Source organism: Paraburkholderia sp. UYCP14C (assembly GCF_004197395.1).
Classification (GTDB): Bacteria; Pseudomonadota; Gammaproteobacteria; order Burkholderiales; family Burkholderiaceae; genus Paraburkholderia.
In genome coordinates this window covers 1-16,537 of record NZ_SELS01000101.1, presented here as the reverse complement: position 1 = coordinate 16,537, position 16,537 = coordinate 1, and the positions used below count along the sequence as shown (strand labels likewise).

The following is a 16,537-nucleotide window of genomic DNA, read 5'->3' as shown; positions in this document are numbered from 1 at the left end:
CCGCCCGCTGTCTACCAGCTCGCGCCCCGGATTCCGACCAGCTACTTTCCATAATCAACAACTTGGCATAATCGGCCATAGCAGCCGGTCGCCGATCAGCCGCTGTGCGGCGGCTGAAGATCCTTTGTGGACATTCGCAAACCAGCGTCGACGAGCGGTAGCTCTCGTAGCCGTCGAATGAGTTTTCAGCGTTTTGCGTTGTTGAGGATCGCTGCCCCTTCAAGCCGCGACGGATTAACTAAAGTCAGTCGAGATCGAAACGGCCCGCCATTGCGCGAGGATTTCGACATCCGAGGCATGTTTGGCTTCGATGGCCGCGACCGTGTCACTGCCGAGCGGCAGCCGTACAGGCGGATTTGGGGCGTCGGCGAAAGCGACGAGCACCTTCGCCAATTTTTCAGGATCGCCCGACTGGCTGTGGTTTAGCCCGGACGCCCGGCTCCGGACCGCGCCCGCGGTGCCGCTGTAATCCGCGATTTCCGCATGGCTGACCACGAGCGAACTGGAGTCAAGGAAGTCGGTGCGGAAATAGCCGGGTTCGACTACGGTGACGTGGATACCAAGCGGTGCCAGCTCTTGATGGAGGGCCTCGGACAGTCCTTCGACGGCAAATTTTGTCGAGCAATAAACTCCAAAGCCGGCCGAGCTGCGATAGCCTCCTATGGAAGAAATGTTGATTATTCTGCCGGAGCGCTGCGCGCGCATGTAGGGCAGCACGGCGCGGGTCACGCCCAGAAGGCCGAAGACGTTGGTCCGGTAAAGCCGCTCAACTTCTTGGGGTGCCGCTTCCTCGACGGCACCCACGAGGCCAAAGCCGGCATTGTTGAGCAGCACGTCTATGCGGCCGAATTTCTCTATTGCGGATGCCGCGGCCTCGCGAGCCTGCTCGTCGTTTGTGACGTCGAGCGGCAGGGCGAGCAGTCTGGCATTGTTTCCCAGCGTGTCCCTCACTACTGCGGCATTGCGTGCGGTGGCAACGACGTTGTCGCCCTGAGCGAGCGCCAGTTTTGCGATCCTGCTACCGAAGCCGCGCGATGCACCGGTGATGAACCAAGTCTTCATGATAGATCCCTTTGATTGAGGCGCAAGGCGACCGATTCCCTTCCTGTCCGGCTGTTTCTGTTGAGGGATTCGCTCGCTGTTGTGAGAGGTTGCTGTCGTACCCGCTATTGCGGGGATACGCGGGTCCACAGATCGTTGAAAGCGATGCTGTCGAAGAATGCGAAGGCATGAGTGATCTTGCCGCCGCTGAGGCCAAGGAACCAGGCATAGGTGTTGGCGTAGGGCTTGCCGTCGCGGGCGGTACCGCTCGCATCGAAGAACACTACTACGGTATCGCCTTCGGCATAGATGCGGCGGATGGTCGGCTTCAGGCCGACAAGCATGCGAGCGTTGAATGGCCGGATGATTTCGCTGATAAACGTTTCGCGGCTACTGTACGTCCTGGACGCGAGCGAATTACCGGTGATCGTCCAGGTCACGTTGTCGGTAAGCAGATCATAGGGGCTCCCAGTACCGGCAGCCCAGGCGTCGAACGCGCGCTGGACGGTTGCCTTGTTGCTTTCCTGAACGTCCGTGTCGGCCCGAACTACCTGCGGTCCTGCAATCAGCGCAATGCCGATGAAGGCGAGCGCCGCCACGTTACGCAGGTTAGTACGGGACGCAGTGGTCAATTTCCTCATACTCATATCTCTAGTCCTTTCCACAGATGCTGTCGACTGGTGGATTGCCCAGCACGGCGCAGCATGCGCCGCGGCGCGAGCGAGCGGCGAGAGACTCGCCGCTTTTGCCTCAGATCCGATTTTCCCAGGCCTTCAACTGGTGATCCTTCAGCATGTTCTCGATAGCCTTGGGAACGACGTTACGAAACTTGCCCGTGTCGGCAGGAACGATTTCGATCATGTGATCGATCATCTCCTTCGGGTCCATCTTGCCTTCAGGCGTGGCGAAGAAATCGTCGAAGCCCTTGCGGAGGTCGGCTCGCCTGGTGAAGTTCTTGCTGTCGTCCAGCCAGCGGAAAGGATTGTCCGCCATGGTCTCGTTATAGCCGGTGTAGTAGGCACCGGGATTGATTGTCTGGATCTTGATGCCGTACGCCGCAAGTTCCTGCTGCATCGCCTCGGCGAATGCTTCCAAGGCATGCTTGGTAGACACGTAGGTGCCCCAGTTCGCCGGGGTGAACAGGCCGCCCATCGACGAGGTGAACACCACCTTGCCCTTCTTGCCTTCTCGCACCCACTTCTGGACAACGCCTTGGGTGAGGATCAGCGGCAGGAAGACGTTGACTTCATAGTTCTTGCGGACGAGATCGATCGGAATTTCCCACACTGGGCCGGCTTCGCCCATACCGGCGTTGTTCCAGAGGATATCGAAGTCCCAGCCCTGTGCCTGCCGGATGTCGTAGGGATCAGTGAGGTCGAGGCGCTCGGCACGGAAGTTCTTCAGGCCGAGCGCTGCGGCTTCCTCGCGTAGCGGCGTAACCTGCGACGATACCTGAGCGGTAGCGATGACCGTATGGCCGTTCTTCGCGATGCCGATGGCGGCCGCCTTGCCGAATCCGGAGCCTGCGCCAGTGATGAGAATCGTCTTGCTCATGTGAAATTCCTTTCGATGTACTTGATGGGTTATGGAGCTAAAGGTTTGATGCATCTGAGTGGTAACTCAGTGGTTGGTGAAACTCAGGGGGTGGGTGAAAAGGAGCGTCACGCGATGGCGGCGGCCGCCGCCTGTGCGATTTCAAGGTCCTGGGGAACGGCACCGCCAGAAACGCCTACAGCGCCGATCACGGTTCCGTTTGGGTCAAACAACGAGATGCCGCCTGGAAACGGGGCGAGGCCTCCGTTCGATAATTCGAGTGCATGAGCGGGTGAGCCGGGTTTGCAATATTCCCAGACGGCTTCGCTCGTCGTTTGAAATAGCACCGCCGTTCGTGCCTTGCGAGCGGCAAGATCGATCGAGCCAAGCACCGCACTATCCATGCGGCTGAACGCCTTCAGATGTGCACCGGCGTCCAGAACAGCGATGTTGATGGGCACACCTAGTTCGGCAGCTCTCGCCTCGCCGGCCGAAATCACGGCCTGAGCTTGCTTCGACGTGATATGTGGCATGTCTTCTTCCAGTTGAAATGCGTTGTACGGATTGCTTCTGATCGTGTCCGGGAGCCGAATGTCAGTTCGCGTCGACCATTTACTGTAGGGATATGGCGGGTGGCCTACTGGATGCAAACCATGGAGTAGTCCACGGTGCGCCTGTAGACACTCCTGTCAAACCATGGGACAAACGTGAATTCAACGTAGGCGTTGGCGCCAACAAATAGCCAGCTATGAAGAGAGTGCGACACGGTTAATTCCTTTCAAGCATGGTGATGTTTAAAGGAAACGCGCTCAGGCCGACGGGGGGCATAGGGATCACGGCTGCCGGACCCGGTCACCCACGAGGAATCGGGATTGCATCACCGGGGACGCTTCCCTCGATCGTCGAAAGTGCGCCGATCGCGATGACTAAAGCGTAGGTAGTGCAGAGGAAGGAATCCACTCTACGGTCGGGTATTGCGATGCCGCGATGGAGTAATCCGGCTATACGGCGGTATATCGCTGGAGGTCGGAACGCAGGGCACGCTGCGGCTACGCTCAGGGAAAACGATCAAACGCTTCGTCTCGCCGATAATACGAATGTATAAGGTGAGATGGCGCAAGGGGCGATGCGAGGAGGAGACGGTGAGCGCAACAGGTTCATGGAACAGGAGCAGCAAGCCAGGCTATCTCGTCGGCTTGTGGTTTGTCGGCTGCGTTACGCTGGGCGCATCAAGCGCATGGAGCAGATGCAGCGAGATCAGGCGCGTCTGCTGGACCTGACACACGATACGGTTTTTGTGCGCGATGCGACCGATGTCATCGTCTATTGGAATCACGCCGCTGAGGTTCTTTACGGCTGGAGTAAAGCCGAGGCGACTGGCAAGGTCGCCGACGACCTGTTGCAGACGGTTTTCCCGGCAACCCGCGACGAGATGCAACGGACGCTCTTGCGTGCGGGATATTGGGAGGGGGAACTGACGCATACAAAGCGCGATGGCAGCCAGGTCATCGTCGCGAGCCGCTGGACACTGCAATACGACGACAGAGGCGCGCCGCTTGCCACGCTCGAAACCAATAACGACATCACGCAGCGCAAGCGCGCCGAAGAAATGCTGCGCAGGAGCCAGGCTCAGTATCTGGCCGAAGCGCAGAAGTTGAGTCGGACCGGCAGCTTTGGATGGAACATCGCAACTGGCGAACTGTACTGGTCTGAGGAGGCCTTCGCAATCTTCGAACATGACCCTGCGAACCGCCCAAGCATTGATTCTGTGCGCCAACGAGTTCATCCCGAGGACATGCACATATTCGAGCGGATACTTCGGCAAGCCGGCGAAAAGACTGAAGCCGTAGACATCGAGCATCGACTGCGTTTCCCGGATGGGCGAGTCAAGTATCTGCATGTGGTCATGCATGACACGCAGGACGACACAGGGAACCGGCAGTACATCGGCGCGGTGATGGATATTACGCAAGCGAAGCAGACAGAGGCTCAATTGCAGCGGGCCCAGAACGAACTGGCGCGTGCGAGCCGCATTACGGCGCTCGGCGAACTCAGCGCTTCCATTGCTCACGAGGTCGGTCAGCCCCTCGCGGCGATTGTCACGAACGGCGAAGCGTGCCTGCGATGGCTGAGGCGGGAGCCCCTGAATATGGAGGAAATCGAAGGATGCGTGACCCAGATGACCGACGAGGGCAATCGTGCGGCTGCCATCGTGCAGCGCGTGCGAATGTTGATGAAAGGCGCTCCGCCTGAGCGGAAAGCGGTTGGCGTAAACGAACTGATCGAGGAAACGGCGAAACTTATCCGCGGCGAAGCCGAGCGGCACGCGAGCTCACTTGTGCTGTCTCTCGATCCTAAACTGCGTGACGTGCTCGCGGACCGCGTGCAGCTCCAGCAGGTGCTCATCAACCTTATCGTCAACGGCATGCAGTCGATGTCGGCCGCCATAGGCCGGCGTGAGATGGTCGTCGCGTCCACGATCGATCCGGAAGGCTACGCGTTGGTGTCGGTTCGGGACAGTGGGCCAGGCATTAGCGAGGAGAACCTACCGCACCTCTTCGACGCGTTCTTCACGACCCGCGGCACCGGGATGGGAATGGGACTCGCCATTTGCAGTTCCATCATCGAAGCGCACGGCGGGCGAATTTGGGTGGCGAACAATCCCGAAGGTGGTGCAACGTTCAGTTTCTCGCTACCGGCGAGCGCTGCGCTAGTCGCTCTCGCGTAGTCGTCACATGGATCTCGAGCAGAAAGGACATCTTCAACGGCTTGTCCGTCCGGTCCACGCGCGCTGCCGCGTGTAATACGCGCATATACATTCGTATCATCGCAGTCTTCAGGTTTCTCGGTTAGGCTTCTCCTATGGGATAGCCGTGCGCAATGCCATCGCCCGCTATTCAGAAAGAGAGTCGAGGACCAGAATTTTGTGGAAGACGCCCGTAGTATCGATTGTCGACGATGACCAGGCCGTTCGTCGCGCGCTAGGAAGCCTCGTGAGATCCATGGGGTGGGAAGCACGCATGTTCGAGTCTGCCGAGGCGTTTCTTGCATCGGGGGAAGTGGCCGACACGACGTGTCTCGTATCTGACATCCGTATGCCCGGAATGTCGGGAGTGGAGATGCACGAGCATCTCATTGCGCAGGGACAAGCGCCGACCACCATTTTTATCAGTGCCTATCCCACACCGTCACTGCAGGCGAAGGCCGCAAGCAACGGCGCCCTCGTACTGCTGCAGAAACCGTATCAGGCATCTGTGATGACGCATTGGCTCTCGGTGGCCCTCGGCGTTCCATAGCCGTTCGTGGGGATGCAACGGAAACAGCAGAGGCAAAGGCGAAACTGGCATTAGTTGGCTGAGCCGGATTTGACAGGCCGAATACCGAGAGACTCGGCCTTGCGAACCAGGTCCGGCACCGAGTTCGCGTTCAGCTTGCGCATCATCTGTCCGCGGTGAACTTTGACCGTGATTTCACTCAAATTCATTTCCGCGGCTATCTGCTTGTTGAGCAAGCCCGACAGCACAAACACCAGCACTTCTTTTTCGCGAGGCGAGAGCAGGTCGTACGACGCTCGCAGCCCGGCAAGAGCGGCATCGGCTACGACGCGCGCCTCGTCGCGAGCTAGCGCCTGACCCACCGCGTCGAGCATGTCCTGATCGCGAAACGGCTTGGCGAGGAAGTCCATCGCACCGCCCTTCATAGCTATAACGCCCATCTCGATGTCACCGTGTCCGGTCATGAAAACGACCGGAATCCGCATGCCGCTACTGACGATATCCTGATGGAACATTAGCCCATTCTTGCCTCGTAGACGCACGTCGAGAATGAGGCAAGCAGGACCTTGAGGGCGAGGAAAACGGAGAAACTCCTCTGGCGTCGCGAACGTCTCGACGGGCAGGTCGACCGATCGCATGAGCGTGGCGAGCGCTCGGCGAACCGCGGCATCGTCGTCAATCACGTACACCATGGGAGCGCAGTTCCCGGCAGGATTGTGCGACTCGGAGGAGGAGGAGGGTTTGGCGGACATCGGTTGTCCTGGATTGACCGGCTAGTTTCACGGCCGCGACGTTGATTTTGCGCGCTTCCTGAAGTTACAAACAACCTGTGTTGCGTCATGCGCTTTTCTTGACGGAAATTACACAAAGAGGAAAGCGATTCTTGTCATGCGCGAGTCGCGAATTTGTCGAGCGTAAGTTTCAATCATCTAAAGCCCCGATTCTGCAATCGCTCGACCATTGGCATGCGACTGGGCGATGTTCGCAACGGTATCGCTTGAATGCGCGCTAAAGTCGGCCAACTGCTCTCGGCCGGCCGGCTTCGGCGAAGATTGTTGACGCGAACGGCGCAAAAGGACTAAGCACTTCAATACTCAAGGACTGCACTACGCCGCTGGAATCGGGAGTGCGAGCTCGCTCGTGTAGGAAGTAGGCGTTCCTGTGCTCGATGCCGGCAACGACCTCAATCCGCCGCCGTTCCCGACCTGGAACAGGGTCCGTTCGAACGTCAGGAACGGCCGAAATTTACGTGTAGATCATCGGGCAGCATTCGGTTGCGGACCGGCCGCCCGGGTGAACGCTTTGTGAGAACGATGAAAGGCAATGCTGGGCCGGCCCGGTACGAACCTCGGTCAAATCCGCCCAAAGCGGGCGTCGAGGTCGCGTACCACAATCGAACTCCCATCATCCCTGTGGGAGACTACGATGAAGACCGAACAATCCCGTGAGGCGTGGAACAAGGGTAAGCTGGTCGGGCAGAAGCCACCATTCAGACCCAAAGACATCTGGGCGATCCGGATCCACCTTCAGAACACTCATGCGACACGCGATCTCGCCCTGTTCAACCTTGCAATCGACAGCAAACTCCGTGGTTGTGATCTCGTCAGTCTGCGGGTTCGCGATGTGACGCACGGCAATCAAGTCTTGGCAAGGGCGCAAGTCATTCAGCGAAAGACACAACGCCCTGTCCAGTTTGAACTAACCGAGTCGACCCGGAAGGCCGTTGGCGCGTGGCTTGAAAGGGCTGCCCTGAGGTTGGAACAGTACCTCTTCCCAAGTCGGCTATCGACGTCCCGCATCTTTCAACCCGCACCAGATCGACTGTCCGGTAACCGCAGTCGGCCAGGCCAATCGCCCGTAACACGGGAATACGGGCTCGGCTGACCCGAACGTCCATCGGTCACCGGAACGGTCAACGCCCCCCCGCCCCGAGATCAAGCGGCTGCTGAAGTTGGCCTATGAGCAATAAAGTCAATTTCGACGAGCGCGTCACGCGCCAATCCAGTTACACCTATACAGGTCCGCGCCGGTAATTTCTCAGGCGGGAAATAGGCAGCATAGACCGCGTTCATCGTCGCGTAATCTCGTTTGAACTGGGTCAGAAAGATCCGCACTGAGACGACATGTTCGAGGCCAAGGCCGATCCCCTTTAACACGAGAACCAGATTGTCGATCACCTGGGTCGTCTGTGCGGCAACGCCTTCGGGAAGCGGTGCGTTGTCATCATGCGGCGATGTCGGCATCTGGCCAGTGAGAAACACCCAGCCTTGCTGTTCGGTTGCATGAGAGAAGGGACCGACCGGTGTAGGCGCGTCCTCAACCATCCAGAATCTCGTCGATAAATCCATCTGTCGGAACTCCATGAACAAAGAATAACGTTGTGCGTGTACCACTCCTGCCAGCGCCAAATCGAACGCATCACAAATTAATTCCGCCGTGAACAAGGCCTTGCGGATGATCGCGTGCCCCCCGGCTGCCATCGACAACCTGTGTCACGCCGAAGTCGATCGCAACGGACATCAACGAGATAGCTTCATCTTAGGTGAGACCCTTGGTCGTCGTCAGAAACGTACGCATGGTGGGGCAGCGTCTCGATGGTGATCCGGTCGCCGGAGCGCACCGTCAACGCGGGCGCGACTTTTTTGCTGAAGTAACCCCAAAGAACTGTTTCGGGCGACACGGGGAGAGTATGGTGCATCATGTTAGTTCAAACCTAGCAAGGCGCCCGGCGCAAAGGGCCGGGCAATGCTAAGTGACACGTGCCGTCACGACGCGACTTCGAGCCGGTCGTCGGCGCCCATCACGCTCAAGAATCGCGCCGTCAAAGGATGGCGCGGGTGTGTGAGCACTTCGTGCGCCGGCCCCTGTTCGACCACCGCGCCGCCGCTCATGAACACGACACGATCCGCGACCTGATCGGCGAAGCGCAACTGGTGCGTTGAGATGATCATCGTCAGACCGCCTTCGTCCACGAGCCGCTGGATCACGTCGAGTACTTCGCCAACGAGTTCGGGGTCGAGCGCAGACGTCGGTTCGTCGAGCAGCAGCACGCGAGGGTTGGGCGCAAGCGCTCGGGCGATCGCGACGCGCTGCTGTTGGCCGCCGGACAGATGGCGCGGCAATGCATCGGCGCGATGACTGAGGCCGACGCGTCCGAGCAGTTCACGCGCGCGGCGCTCAGCATCGGCGGGCGCCATGCCGTGCACCCAGCGCAGCGGCCCCGCGATGTTCTCGCACGCCGTCAGATGACTGAACAGGTTGAAATGCTGGAACACCATGCCGACGCCGGCACTCGCACGCTCGTTGGCGATATCGCCCTGGGTCATCGGCCGACCATCGACTCGAAAACCGAGACGCTTGCCGGCGATGCGGATTTCCCCCGCATCCCACTGCTCCAGATGATTGATACAGCGCAGCAGCGTGCTCTTGCCCGATCCGCTCGGACCGAGCAGCGCGATAACCTCGCCGAAGCGCACTGTGAGGTCGAAAGCGTCGAGTACCGTCTGCTCGCCATAACGCTTGCTCAGACCCTTCACCTGCACGGTCGCGTTCTGCTTCTGGAGCGTCGCGTAGCGCTGCGCGCGCTCCGCGTGAGCTTCACGCACGTTGGGCATGGGCACGGGCGACGGCGTCGGTTCGAGCGGCGCATCGGCGGGCAACGTCATGCCCGCGCCGGGCGGGTTTACCGCAATCCCGGCACGGCGCCACGGCAGCAGCCGTGCAAAGCGTCCGGACGGACTGCGGTCGAGATCGAGCGCGGTCTCGGCGAACAACTGGATCGCGGCGATCGCACCGGTCAGCACGAGATACATCAGCCCGGACGCGAAGAAGATCGAAAAGAAATCGAACGTTGACGACGCGAGCTGGGTGCTGCGCAAGGTCAGTTCGTCGACAGCGATCACGGAGGCCAGCGACGAGTTCTTCAACGCGCTGACCGATTCGTTCCCGAGCGCCGGTATCATCGTGCGGATGGCCTGCGGTGCGATCACGCGGCGCAGAAGCACCGTAGGCGTCATGCCGAGCGCCTGCCCCGCGAGCAATTGCCCACGGTCGACGCCGAGCACGCCAGAGCGCAGGATCTCCGCGATGAACGGCCCCTCGTTCGCCGCTAGCGCGAGACCCGCTGCCGCCATCGCGCTCAACTTCAGCCCGAAGTGCGGCAGCGCGTCGTACGCGAACACGAGTTGCAGGATCAGCGGCGTGCCGCGAAAAATCACCGTGTAGCCGCGCGCGATCGCGGCGAGCGGCCCCACCTTGCTCAGTTGCATGCTCGCGAGCACCAGCCCCACGATCAGACCGCCCGCCAGCCCGAGGGCCGTGACCGCGATCGTAAAACCGATGCCGGTTAGCAGATACGGCAGGCCGAGATAGTGCAGAAATAAAGTCATCAGTTCGACGCAATCAGCTTGGGAGTTTCGAGGTTTTCAGCGCCTAGCGACCACTTCTTCAGCAAGTCGGTCTGGATGCCGGCATTCTGGATCGCGACGAGCGCTGCCATCACGGCTGCACGCATTGCCGGGTTGGTTTTCGGCACGCCGATACCGATCGAATACGGCAGCGTCACTGCACTGGCCTTTTCGAGTTGGTTCGGATACGCCTTGACCGCCTGCTCCACCGTGTTCACATCATTGATGTACGTGTCGGCGCGGCCCGAGAGAATCGCCTGGATCGCGTTTGCGTTGTTGTCATACAGTTGCACGGCCGCTTCCGGCTTGTTCGCCGCCTTGCAGGCTGGCGCAAGATTCTGGATCAGCGGCACTTCAACGTAGCCGGTGTTCTCGGCGGCAGTCGTGCCGCACATCGTCGGGTTGATGCCGCTGATCTTCTTCGGATTTCCCTTCGCGACGAGCACGCCATCGAACACTTTCGAATAGGTAATGAAGTCCGCCGCCTTCGCGCGCTCTTCGGTCGCATAGATGTCGGAGATCACGATGTCGGCCTGGCCGCTTTGCAGCGTGGTCAGCAGCGCCGCGAACGAGACAGGCTTGTACGCCATCTTGAAGCCAAGGCAGTTGCCGATCGCGTCGCCGAGGTCGATGTCGAAACCGATGTATTTACTCGGGTCGTTCGGGTCCAGCGCTTCATAGCCCGGCGTGTGAGGGTTGATCGCGTTGATTAGCGTCTTGCCCTTGAATTGCGGATATTTCGCCTGTAGCGCCGCGCATTCGGCAGGCGCCGGCGCGGTAGCCTGTGCGTGACCCGACATCAGCAGCGCCAGCAGACTGACGGCGCCAAGAACCAGCTCGCGCCAGCGGCGGGCAAGACCGCCTGCGCGCAGTACTCGATGCCCATGATCGACAAGATTGGTATCCATCCCGAAACTCCCTGAGCGGCAGATGTCAATGGCCCACACGATGTACGCCTTGTTGCATCGCACCAGGGCGAGAGTATGTGAACGAAATTCCATGAACTTGTCCCTACGCGCCCAAATGCTTGCCCAGCGGCGAAGGAAGTTGGGATACAGCGCATCTCAAGAGAGAGCCCCACGAAAGATCGATCAGGGGATCTCCCCGCGGCCGAAATGCCGTATCGCCGCCGACGCTCAGAAGTGGCGGCAGCACTGGCCATCAATTCGTTCATCGTCGTTCGATGAGAATCACCCACGCCTATCGATTGGCAAATTCGTCTGAACCGAGCCGAGAATGTTGCTCTCAGCTGCGTGCGGTAACGGTGGATGCATCGGGTAGCGTTGCCATACATCGGCATCGTAGCGCTCGCCCTCCGAGAGCATCGCCCACAGCACGCGCGCGTGCTTGTTCGCAATCGCAATCGCAATCCCAATCAGCGTCTTGTGATACACCGCGAACAAAACCTTGTCTTGTGGCGCATGCGGGAATTGACCGGATGTGCTTAAGCCCGAACATCACGAGCCCCTCGTAAGCTGAGCGACGCTGCAATGAAATTCGCCCACGCACAAGATTTTGTACGCAGGCAACCAAGTGTATCTATTCTGTCGCTCGTACGATCCGTCATCGGTCACGTTGCACCGATCGCACTCTCTAATGGAGCTTTAGAAATCATGCTTCACGACTTGCCTGCCATCCAGAAAAATGTTCATTGGGGATACTTCGACGCTGCGCTAGCGCCCGCGCTGATCGTCGAGAGCGGCGACTTCGTTCGCGCTGAAGCAATCACGCATCACGCAGGCGACGCCCCCGACCTCATGATGGATGACAAAGTGCGCGCGCTCTACGACACCATCCCCGAATCCGATCGCCATCCCGGCGTGCATCTGATGACGGGGCCTATCTTCGTGAAGGACGCAAAGCCCGGCGACCTGCTCGAAGTGCGCTATCTGCAAATGATTCCGCGCTTCAACTACGGCTCGAATCTCGCTGCGCACTGGGGTCATCTGTTCACCGACTTTGAGAAAGAACGCGTCACTATCTACGAACTCGATCAGCCTTCTAACACAGCGCACGCGCTCTATGCGTATGACTATCCAGGTAAATATCTCGTGCCGGGCATGCGCACGGAAACTCGCGACTGTTGCCGCGAACTCGCGCTGGAAGGCATTCGCGTGCCGGTGCGCCCGCATCTGGGCACCGCAGGTGTCGCGCCCAATGTGGCGGGCCGTGTGAGCACTGTGCCGCCCGGAGCGCATGGTGGCAATATCGATAATTGGCGCATCGGCGCGGGTTCGACCATGTATTACCCGGTCGCCGTGGACGGCGGGTTGTTCTCGATCGGCGACCCACATGTATCGCAAGGCGATGGCGAGATCAGCGGCACCGCGATCGAGGCGTCGCTCAATGTAATGTTCCAGATCGTGCTGCGGCGCGACTTCGCATTTCCCTCACCGCTGCTGGAAACGCCGGACTTCTGGATCGTTCATGGCTTCGATGAAGATCTCGACGTCGCGACGAAAAGCGCTTCACGCGATATGGTGTTGTTGCTCACCGAGCAGCAAGGTCTCTCGCGTGACGACGCGTATTCGCTGATGAGCGTCGCCGCGGATTTCTCCGTCACCCAGGTCGTCGATGGTCGTCAGGGCATTCACTGCAAGATCCCCCGCAGCATATTTCCTCCGAAGAAAAAGCCTCGCGCGTGAGTTGTGCGTGCGCGCGCTACAACGGTGCATCCACGCACCGTTACCGCCGCACAGAGGCGCTGACGGCGTTGCTATCGATGGCACGGACATTGCGCTTGAATCACTCGACTGACGTTCGTCGGAGTCCGGGAGCCTGGGTTGGATTTATTGCGTTTCACCACCGAGTCGTATGCCGAAGGAGATCGCCTGCGCGCATGGGGCGAAGCGCTCGACCGGCTTGGCCTGCGCTGCGGCGCACCTCAGGCGGCCGCGCGCGCCTTGCATGGAGCCATCACATCGCGCAGGTCGGCCAGCGGCTTTGACCTGATCGCGCTGGCCGCATTCGCGCAAACGATCGAGTTGAAGGCCGACGGCCCCGATAGTCTCGTGATCGTGCTGCATCTCGACGGCGGAGTGACGCTCGTCGCCGATGGCGTTCACGCGCGGGTGGCGACCGGCGATATCATTTATGCGTCGTCGCGTGAAGAAGCGCGCCTGTCGTTCACATCCGATTTCCGCGCGTTCGTGATCCGCGTGCCCCGCTCTGCCATCAACGCACGCCTTCTTACGCCGTTCTCGGTGCGCGCCGGGCGTTTGCCGGGCGAGGCCGGCATCGGTCACGTGTTCTCGGGCTTTCTGCGCTCGATGGCTGAAAGCGTGGAGACGTTGTCGCTCGACGAGTTGCGTCCCCTCGAACTCGCGCTCGCGGAATTTCTGGTCGCGAGTCTCGCCGGTCACAACAAGGAAGGCAGTTTCAGTGGCCTCACGCCGTCTCAGGCCGCGATCTTTTCGCGCGTATGTCGAACCATAGAAGGCAATCTCGCCGACCCTGATCTCGCGCTGACATCGATAGCAAAAGAAGAGCGTGTCTCACCGCGTTATCTGCAGAAGCTGTTTGAAGCGGTCGGGCAGAACTTCTCGCTCTACTTGCGCTCGCGCAGGCTGGAACGCTGCCGCGCGGAGCTGGTCGATCCGCTGTATGAAAAGGTCTCGATTGCCGACGTCTGCTTTCGCTGGGGTTTTAACGATCCCGCGCATTTCAGTCGCGTGTTTCGCGAGCAATATGGCGCGTCGCCGCGCACCTTCCGGCATGAAGCGGGCCTTGAATTAGCGCGCCATCTCGTGCGGCGAATCTCGCGCGGCTTGCCTGTCAATGCCGGGAGTTTGCTCGTGCATGCGCAGTTCGCCGGGCAGGTCGCGGTGCCTCAGGTTGCGATGATCGAGACCGGCCCTGCCGAGCAGCCTGAAGCGCCTTCGGCACAGCCGCCGCGCGAGTCCGGCAAGCCGCGTCATCATTTGTTGCGTGCAACAGCCAGCACGGTTCACTGGGGTTACTTCAGCCACGATCTGAAGCCGGTGCTCGAAGTGAGCAGCGGCGACACGGTAACGATCGAAACGCTCACGCAACACGCGGCGGATGACTGGGAGCGCATGGTGCAAGGCGATCCTGGCGCGGAGAGCGTGTTCCACTGGACCGCCGGGCGCAAGAACGTGAATCGTCGCGGTGCGGGCCCGATGGACGCGTCCATCTACGGACGTGGTGCGGGAGAAGGTTTCGGCGTGCATATCTGCACCGGACCGATTGCCGTGCGCGGCGCAGAGCCTGGCGATGTGCTGGAAGTGCGTATTGTCGACGTTCACCCTCGCGCTTGCGCCAATCCGAAATTCGCCGGCCGCGCGTTTGGAAGCAATGCCGCTGCGTGGTGGGGATTTCACTATCGCGAGTTATTGACCGAGCCGAAGCCGCGCGAGGTCGTCACCATTTATGAACTCGACGCTGTCGCCACTGCAGGCGAGACCGCCTGCGCGCGCGCCGTCTATAACTTCCGCTGGACGCCTCAGCGCGATCCCTTTGGCGTAGTGCATCCGACGATCGATTATCCCGGCGTGCCGGTCGATCATTCGACGATTGTCGAGAATCACGACATCCTGAAGAACGTCAAAATCCCGGTGCGTCCGCACTTCGGCGTGATCACCGTCGCGCCGCAGCAGGACGGCCTGATCGACTCGATTCCACCGTCTACCTTCGGCGGCAATCTCGACAATTGGCGCGTGACCCGCGGTGCGAGCGTGTTCTTGCCAGTCGGCGTGCCCGGCGCGCTGCTCTCGATTGGGGACCCGCATGCTTCACAGGGAGACTCAGAACTGTGCGGTACCGCGATCGAGTGTTCGCTGACCGGCGACTTCCAACTGGTCGTCCACAAGAAAGAAACGCTCAGCGGCCAGCCGTTTGCGGATCTCACCTACCCGCTGGTCGAAACCGCCGACGAATGGGTGCTTCACGGCTTCAGTTATCCGAACTATCTGGCGGAGTTCGGCACTAGCGCGCAAAGCGCCGTATATGAAAAATCGACCCTCGATCTCGCGATGCGCGACGCATTCATCAAAACCCGGCGCTTCCTGATGACGACCAAGGGCCTCTCGGAAGATGAGGCCATCTCGCTGATCTCTGTCGCGGTCGACTTCGGCGTGACGCAGGTTGTGGACGGAAACTGGGGTGTCCACGCGATCATCCGGAAGGCGCTCTTCACCACGTAAAGTTGCGACCGTCGATGCGCGTGCGGACAAGAGTTTGTTCGCCGCAAGCTCGATGCGACTATTTTGGCATCCCTACCATGAGTTCTGACGTGAACACAGGCGTACGCGCCACTCGACAGGACTCACTTGACCATGGATTCTCCCGCGCACCGAGCGCTGCCCAGCCACAGGCGATTTCAATATTCGCCGATCAACCGCCGCCCTGTTTATCGCTGGCCAGACGGGTCGCGGCTCGCGGTCTATATCGGCTTCAACATCGAGCACTTTGTCTTCGGCGAAGGACTGGGACCGACTATTGGTCCGGTGATGCCGGAGCCTGATGTGCTGAATCACGCGTGGCGCGAGTATGCGTTGCGCGTGGGCGCATGGCGCTGCCTCGATCTCTTCGACGAACTTGCGCTGCCCACCGCGGCCATCATCAATACGGCACTCTACGATCACTGCCCGGAGTTGGTCACCGCGTTCGCTCAACGCGGAGATGAACTCATTGCGCACGGCCATACGAATTCAGAGCGACAAGGAAGGCTTACTGGAGACGAAGAACGCGCGCTGCTCGTGGCATGCCGCGAGCGGATTGAGACGGAGAGTGCGCAGCAGCCCGCAGGCTGGCTATCGCCGTGGCTCTCCGAGAGCCATCTCACCAGCGATCTGCTTGCCGAAACAGGTTACCAGTACACGCTCAACTGGTGTCACGACGATCAGCCCACGCGCCTGCTTACGCGAAACGCCCAGCCGCTTTGGGCGATTCCCTATCCGGAAGAAGTCAACGATATCCCGATGATCCTTGCGCGCCAAATGGACGCGAAGTCGTTCGCCGATCTGGTGATCGATCACTTCGAGGAAATGCTGCGGCAATCCGCGCATCAGCCGCTGGTGATGGGCATTGCGTTGCATGCGTACCTGATGGGACAGCCGCATCGTTTGCGTCATTTGCGGCGGGCGCTCGAACATATTGCCCGCGCGCGCGACGAAGGTCGCATCTGGATCACTACGCCGGGTTCGATTGCTAGCCATATGAACTTTCTTGGTCATTAAATCATTTCAGGCTCTTTTGAAATTCAAATGGGTTATGCAGTATGCGGGTTGATCGAAGTGAAGTTGAGCTTGCCAGCGATCAGGA

13 protein-coding genes and 2 pseudogenes are annotated in these 16,537 nt (G+C 59.9%); 6 read left to right on the top strand and 9 right to left on the bottom strand.

Going from position 1 to position 16,537, the window contains the following annotated elements:
• Window positions 1-234: 234 nt before the first annotated feature.
• From EVC45_RS41010 to EVC45_RS40995, 4 genes are all read right to left on the bottom strand, one after another.
• Window positions 235-1,062 (bottom strand): oxidoreductase, encoded by an 828-nt coding sequence (locus EVC45_RS41010; protein WP_129963799.1) that lies wholly within the window; start codon window positions 1,060-1,062, stop codon window positions 235-237.
• A gap of 104 nt (window positions 1,063-1,166) precedes the next feature.
• Window positions 1,167-1,682 carry a nuclear transport factor 2 family protein gene (locus EVC45_RS41005; protein ID WP_129963798.1) on the bottom strand — a complete coding sequence of 172 codons (516 nt, stop codon included), beginning with the start codon at window positions 1,680-1,682 and terminating at the stop codon, window positions 1,167-1,169.
• Window positions 1,683-1,791: 109 nt separating this feature from the next.
• Window positions 1,792-2,595 carry an SDR family oxidoreductase gene (locus EVC45_RS41000; RefSeq protein WP_129963797.1) on the bottom strand — a complete coding sequence of 268 codons (804 nt, stop codon included), beginning with the start codon at window positions 2,593-2,595 and terminating at the stop codon, window positions 1,792-1,794.
• A 107-nt stretch (window positions 2,596-2,702) separates the two neighbouring features.
• The gene (locus tag EVC45_RS40995; RefSeq protein ID WP_129963796.1) at window positions 2,703-3,107 is read right to left on the bottom strand and encodes a heme-binding protein; all 405 of its coding nucleotides are present in this window, start codon (window positions 3,105-3,107) and stop codon (window positions 2,703-2,705) included.
• Between the two features lie 626 nt (window positions 3,108-3,733).
• Between EVC45_RS40995 and EVC45_RS40990 the strand changes: the two genes are divergently transcribed.
• Window positions 3,734-5,302, top strand: a complete 1,569-nt coding sequence (locus tag EVC45_RS40990) for an ATP-binding protein (RefSeq protein ID WP_248295460.1) — start codon at window positions 3,734-3,736, stop codon at window positions 5,300-5,302.
• 145 nt (window positions 5,303-5,447) lie between these two features.
• The gene (locus EVC45_RS40985) at window positions 5,448-5,870 is read left to right on the top strand and encodes a response regulator (RefSeq protein ID WP_306770859.1); all 423 of its coding nucleotides are present in this window, start codon (window positions 5,448-5,450) and stop codon (window positions 5,868-5,870) included.
• Between the two features lie 50 nt (window positions 5,871-5,920).
• On the opposite strand, the gene EVC45_RS40980 is transcribed toward EVC45_RS40985, so the two are convergent.
• Window positions 5,921-6,601 carry a response regulator transcription factor gene (locus tag EVC45_RS40980; RefSeq protein ID WP_129963794.1) on the bottom strand — a complete coding sequence of 227 codons (681 nt, stop codon included), beginning with the start codon at window positions 6,599-6,601 and terminating at the stop codon, window positions 5,921-5,923.
• 673 nt (window positions 6,602-7,274) lie between these two features.
• On the opposite strand from EVC45_RS40980, the pseudogene EVC45_RS40975 reads away from it, so the two are divergent.
• Window positions 7,275-7,660 (top strand): annotated as a pseudogene (locus EVC45_RS40975) (tyrosine-type recombinase/integrase); the annotation flags it as partial.
• Between the two features lie 123 nt (window positions 7,661-7,783).
• On the opposite strand, the gene EVC45_RS40970 reads toward EVC45_RS40975, so the two are convergent.
• The 4 genes and pseudogenes from EVC45_RS40970 to EVC45_RS47290 form a co-directional block, all read right to left on the bottom strand.
• Window positions 7,784-8,197 carry a RidA family protein gene (locus EVC45_RS40970; RefSeq protein ID WP_129963801.1) on the bottom strand — a complete coding sequence of 138 codons (414 nt, stop codon included), beginning with the start codon at window positions 8,195-8,197 and terminating at the stop codon, window positions 7,784-7,786.
• Window positions 8,198-8,614: 417 nt separating this feature from the next.
• Window positions 8,615-10,237, bottom strand: coding sequence for an amino acid ABC transporter permease/ATP-binding protein (locus EVC45_RS40960; RefSeq protein WP_129963793.1), 1,623 nt, complete (start codon window positions 10,235-10,237; stop codon window positions 8,615-8,617).
• Window positions 10,237-11,163, bottom strand: a complete 927-nt coding sequence (locus EVC45_RS40955; RefSeq protein ID WP_129963792.1) for an ABC transporter substrate-binding protein — start codon at window positions 11,161-11,163, stop codon at window positions 10,237-10,239. The genes EVC45_RS40960 and EVC45_RS40955 overlap by 1 nt, the downstream gene beginning before the upstream one ends.
• 282 nt (window positions 11,164-11,445) lie before the next feature.
• Window positions 11,446-11,625 (bottom strand): annotated as a pseudogene (locus EVC45_RS47290) (hypothetical protein); the annotation flags it as partial.
• A 243-nt stretch (window positions 11,626-11,868) separates the two neighbouring features.
• Between EVC45_RS47290 and EVC45_RS40945 the strand changes: the two are divergent.
• The 3 genes from EVC45_RS40945 to EVC45_RS40935 all read left to right on the top strand — a co-directional run bounded on the left by EVC45_RS40945 (window position 11,869) and on the right by EVC45_RS40935 (window position 16,452).
• The gene (locus EVC45_RS40945) at window positions 11,869-12,900 is read left to right on the top strand and encodes an acetamidase/formamidase family protein (RefSeq protein WP_129963800.1); all 1,032 of its coding nucleotides are present in this window, start codon (window positions 11,869-11,871) and stop codon (window positions 12,898-12,900) included.
• A gap of 138 nt (window positions 12,901-13,038) precedes the next feature.
• Window positions 13,039-15,417, top strand: a complete 2,379-nt coding sequence (locus tag EVC45_RS40940) for an acetamidase/formamidase family protein (RefSeq protein WP_129963791.1) — start codon at window positions 13,039-13,041, stop codon at window positions 15,415-15,417.
• Between the two features lie 132 nt (window positions 15,418-15,549).
• Window positions 15,550-16,452, top strand: a complete 903-nt coding sequence (locus EVC45_RS40935) for a polysaccharide deacetylase family protein (RefSeq protein ID WP_129963790.1) — start codon at window positions 15,550-15,552, stop codon at window positions 16,450-16,452.
• Window positions 16,453-16,537 lie beyond the last annotated feature (85 nt).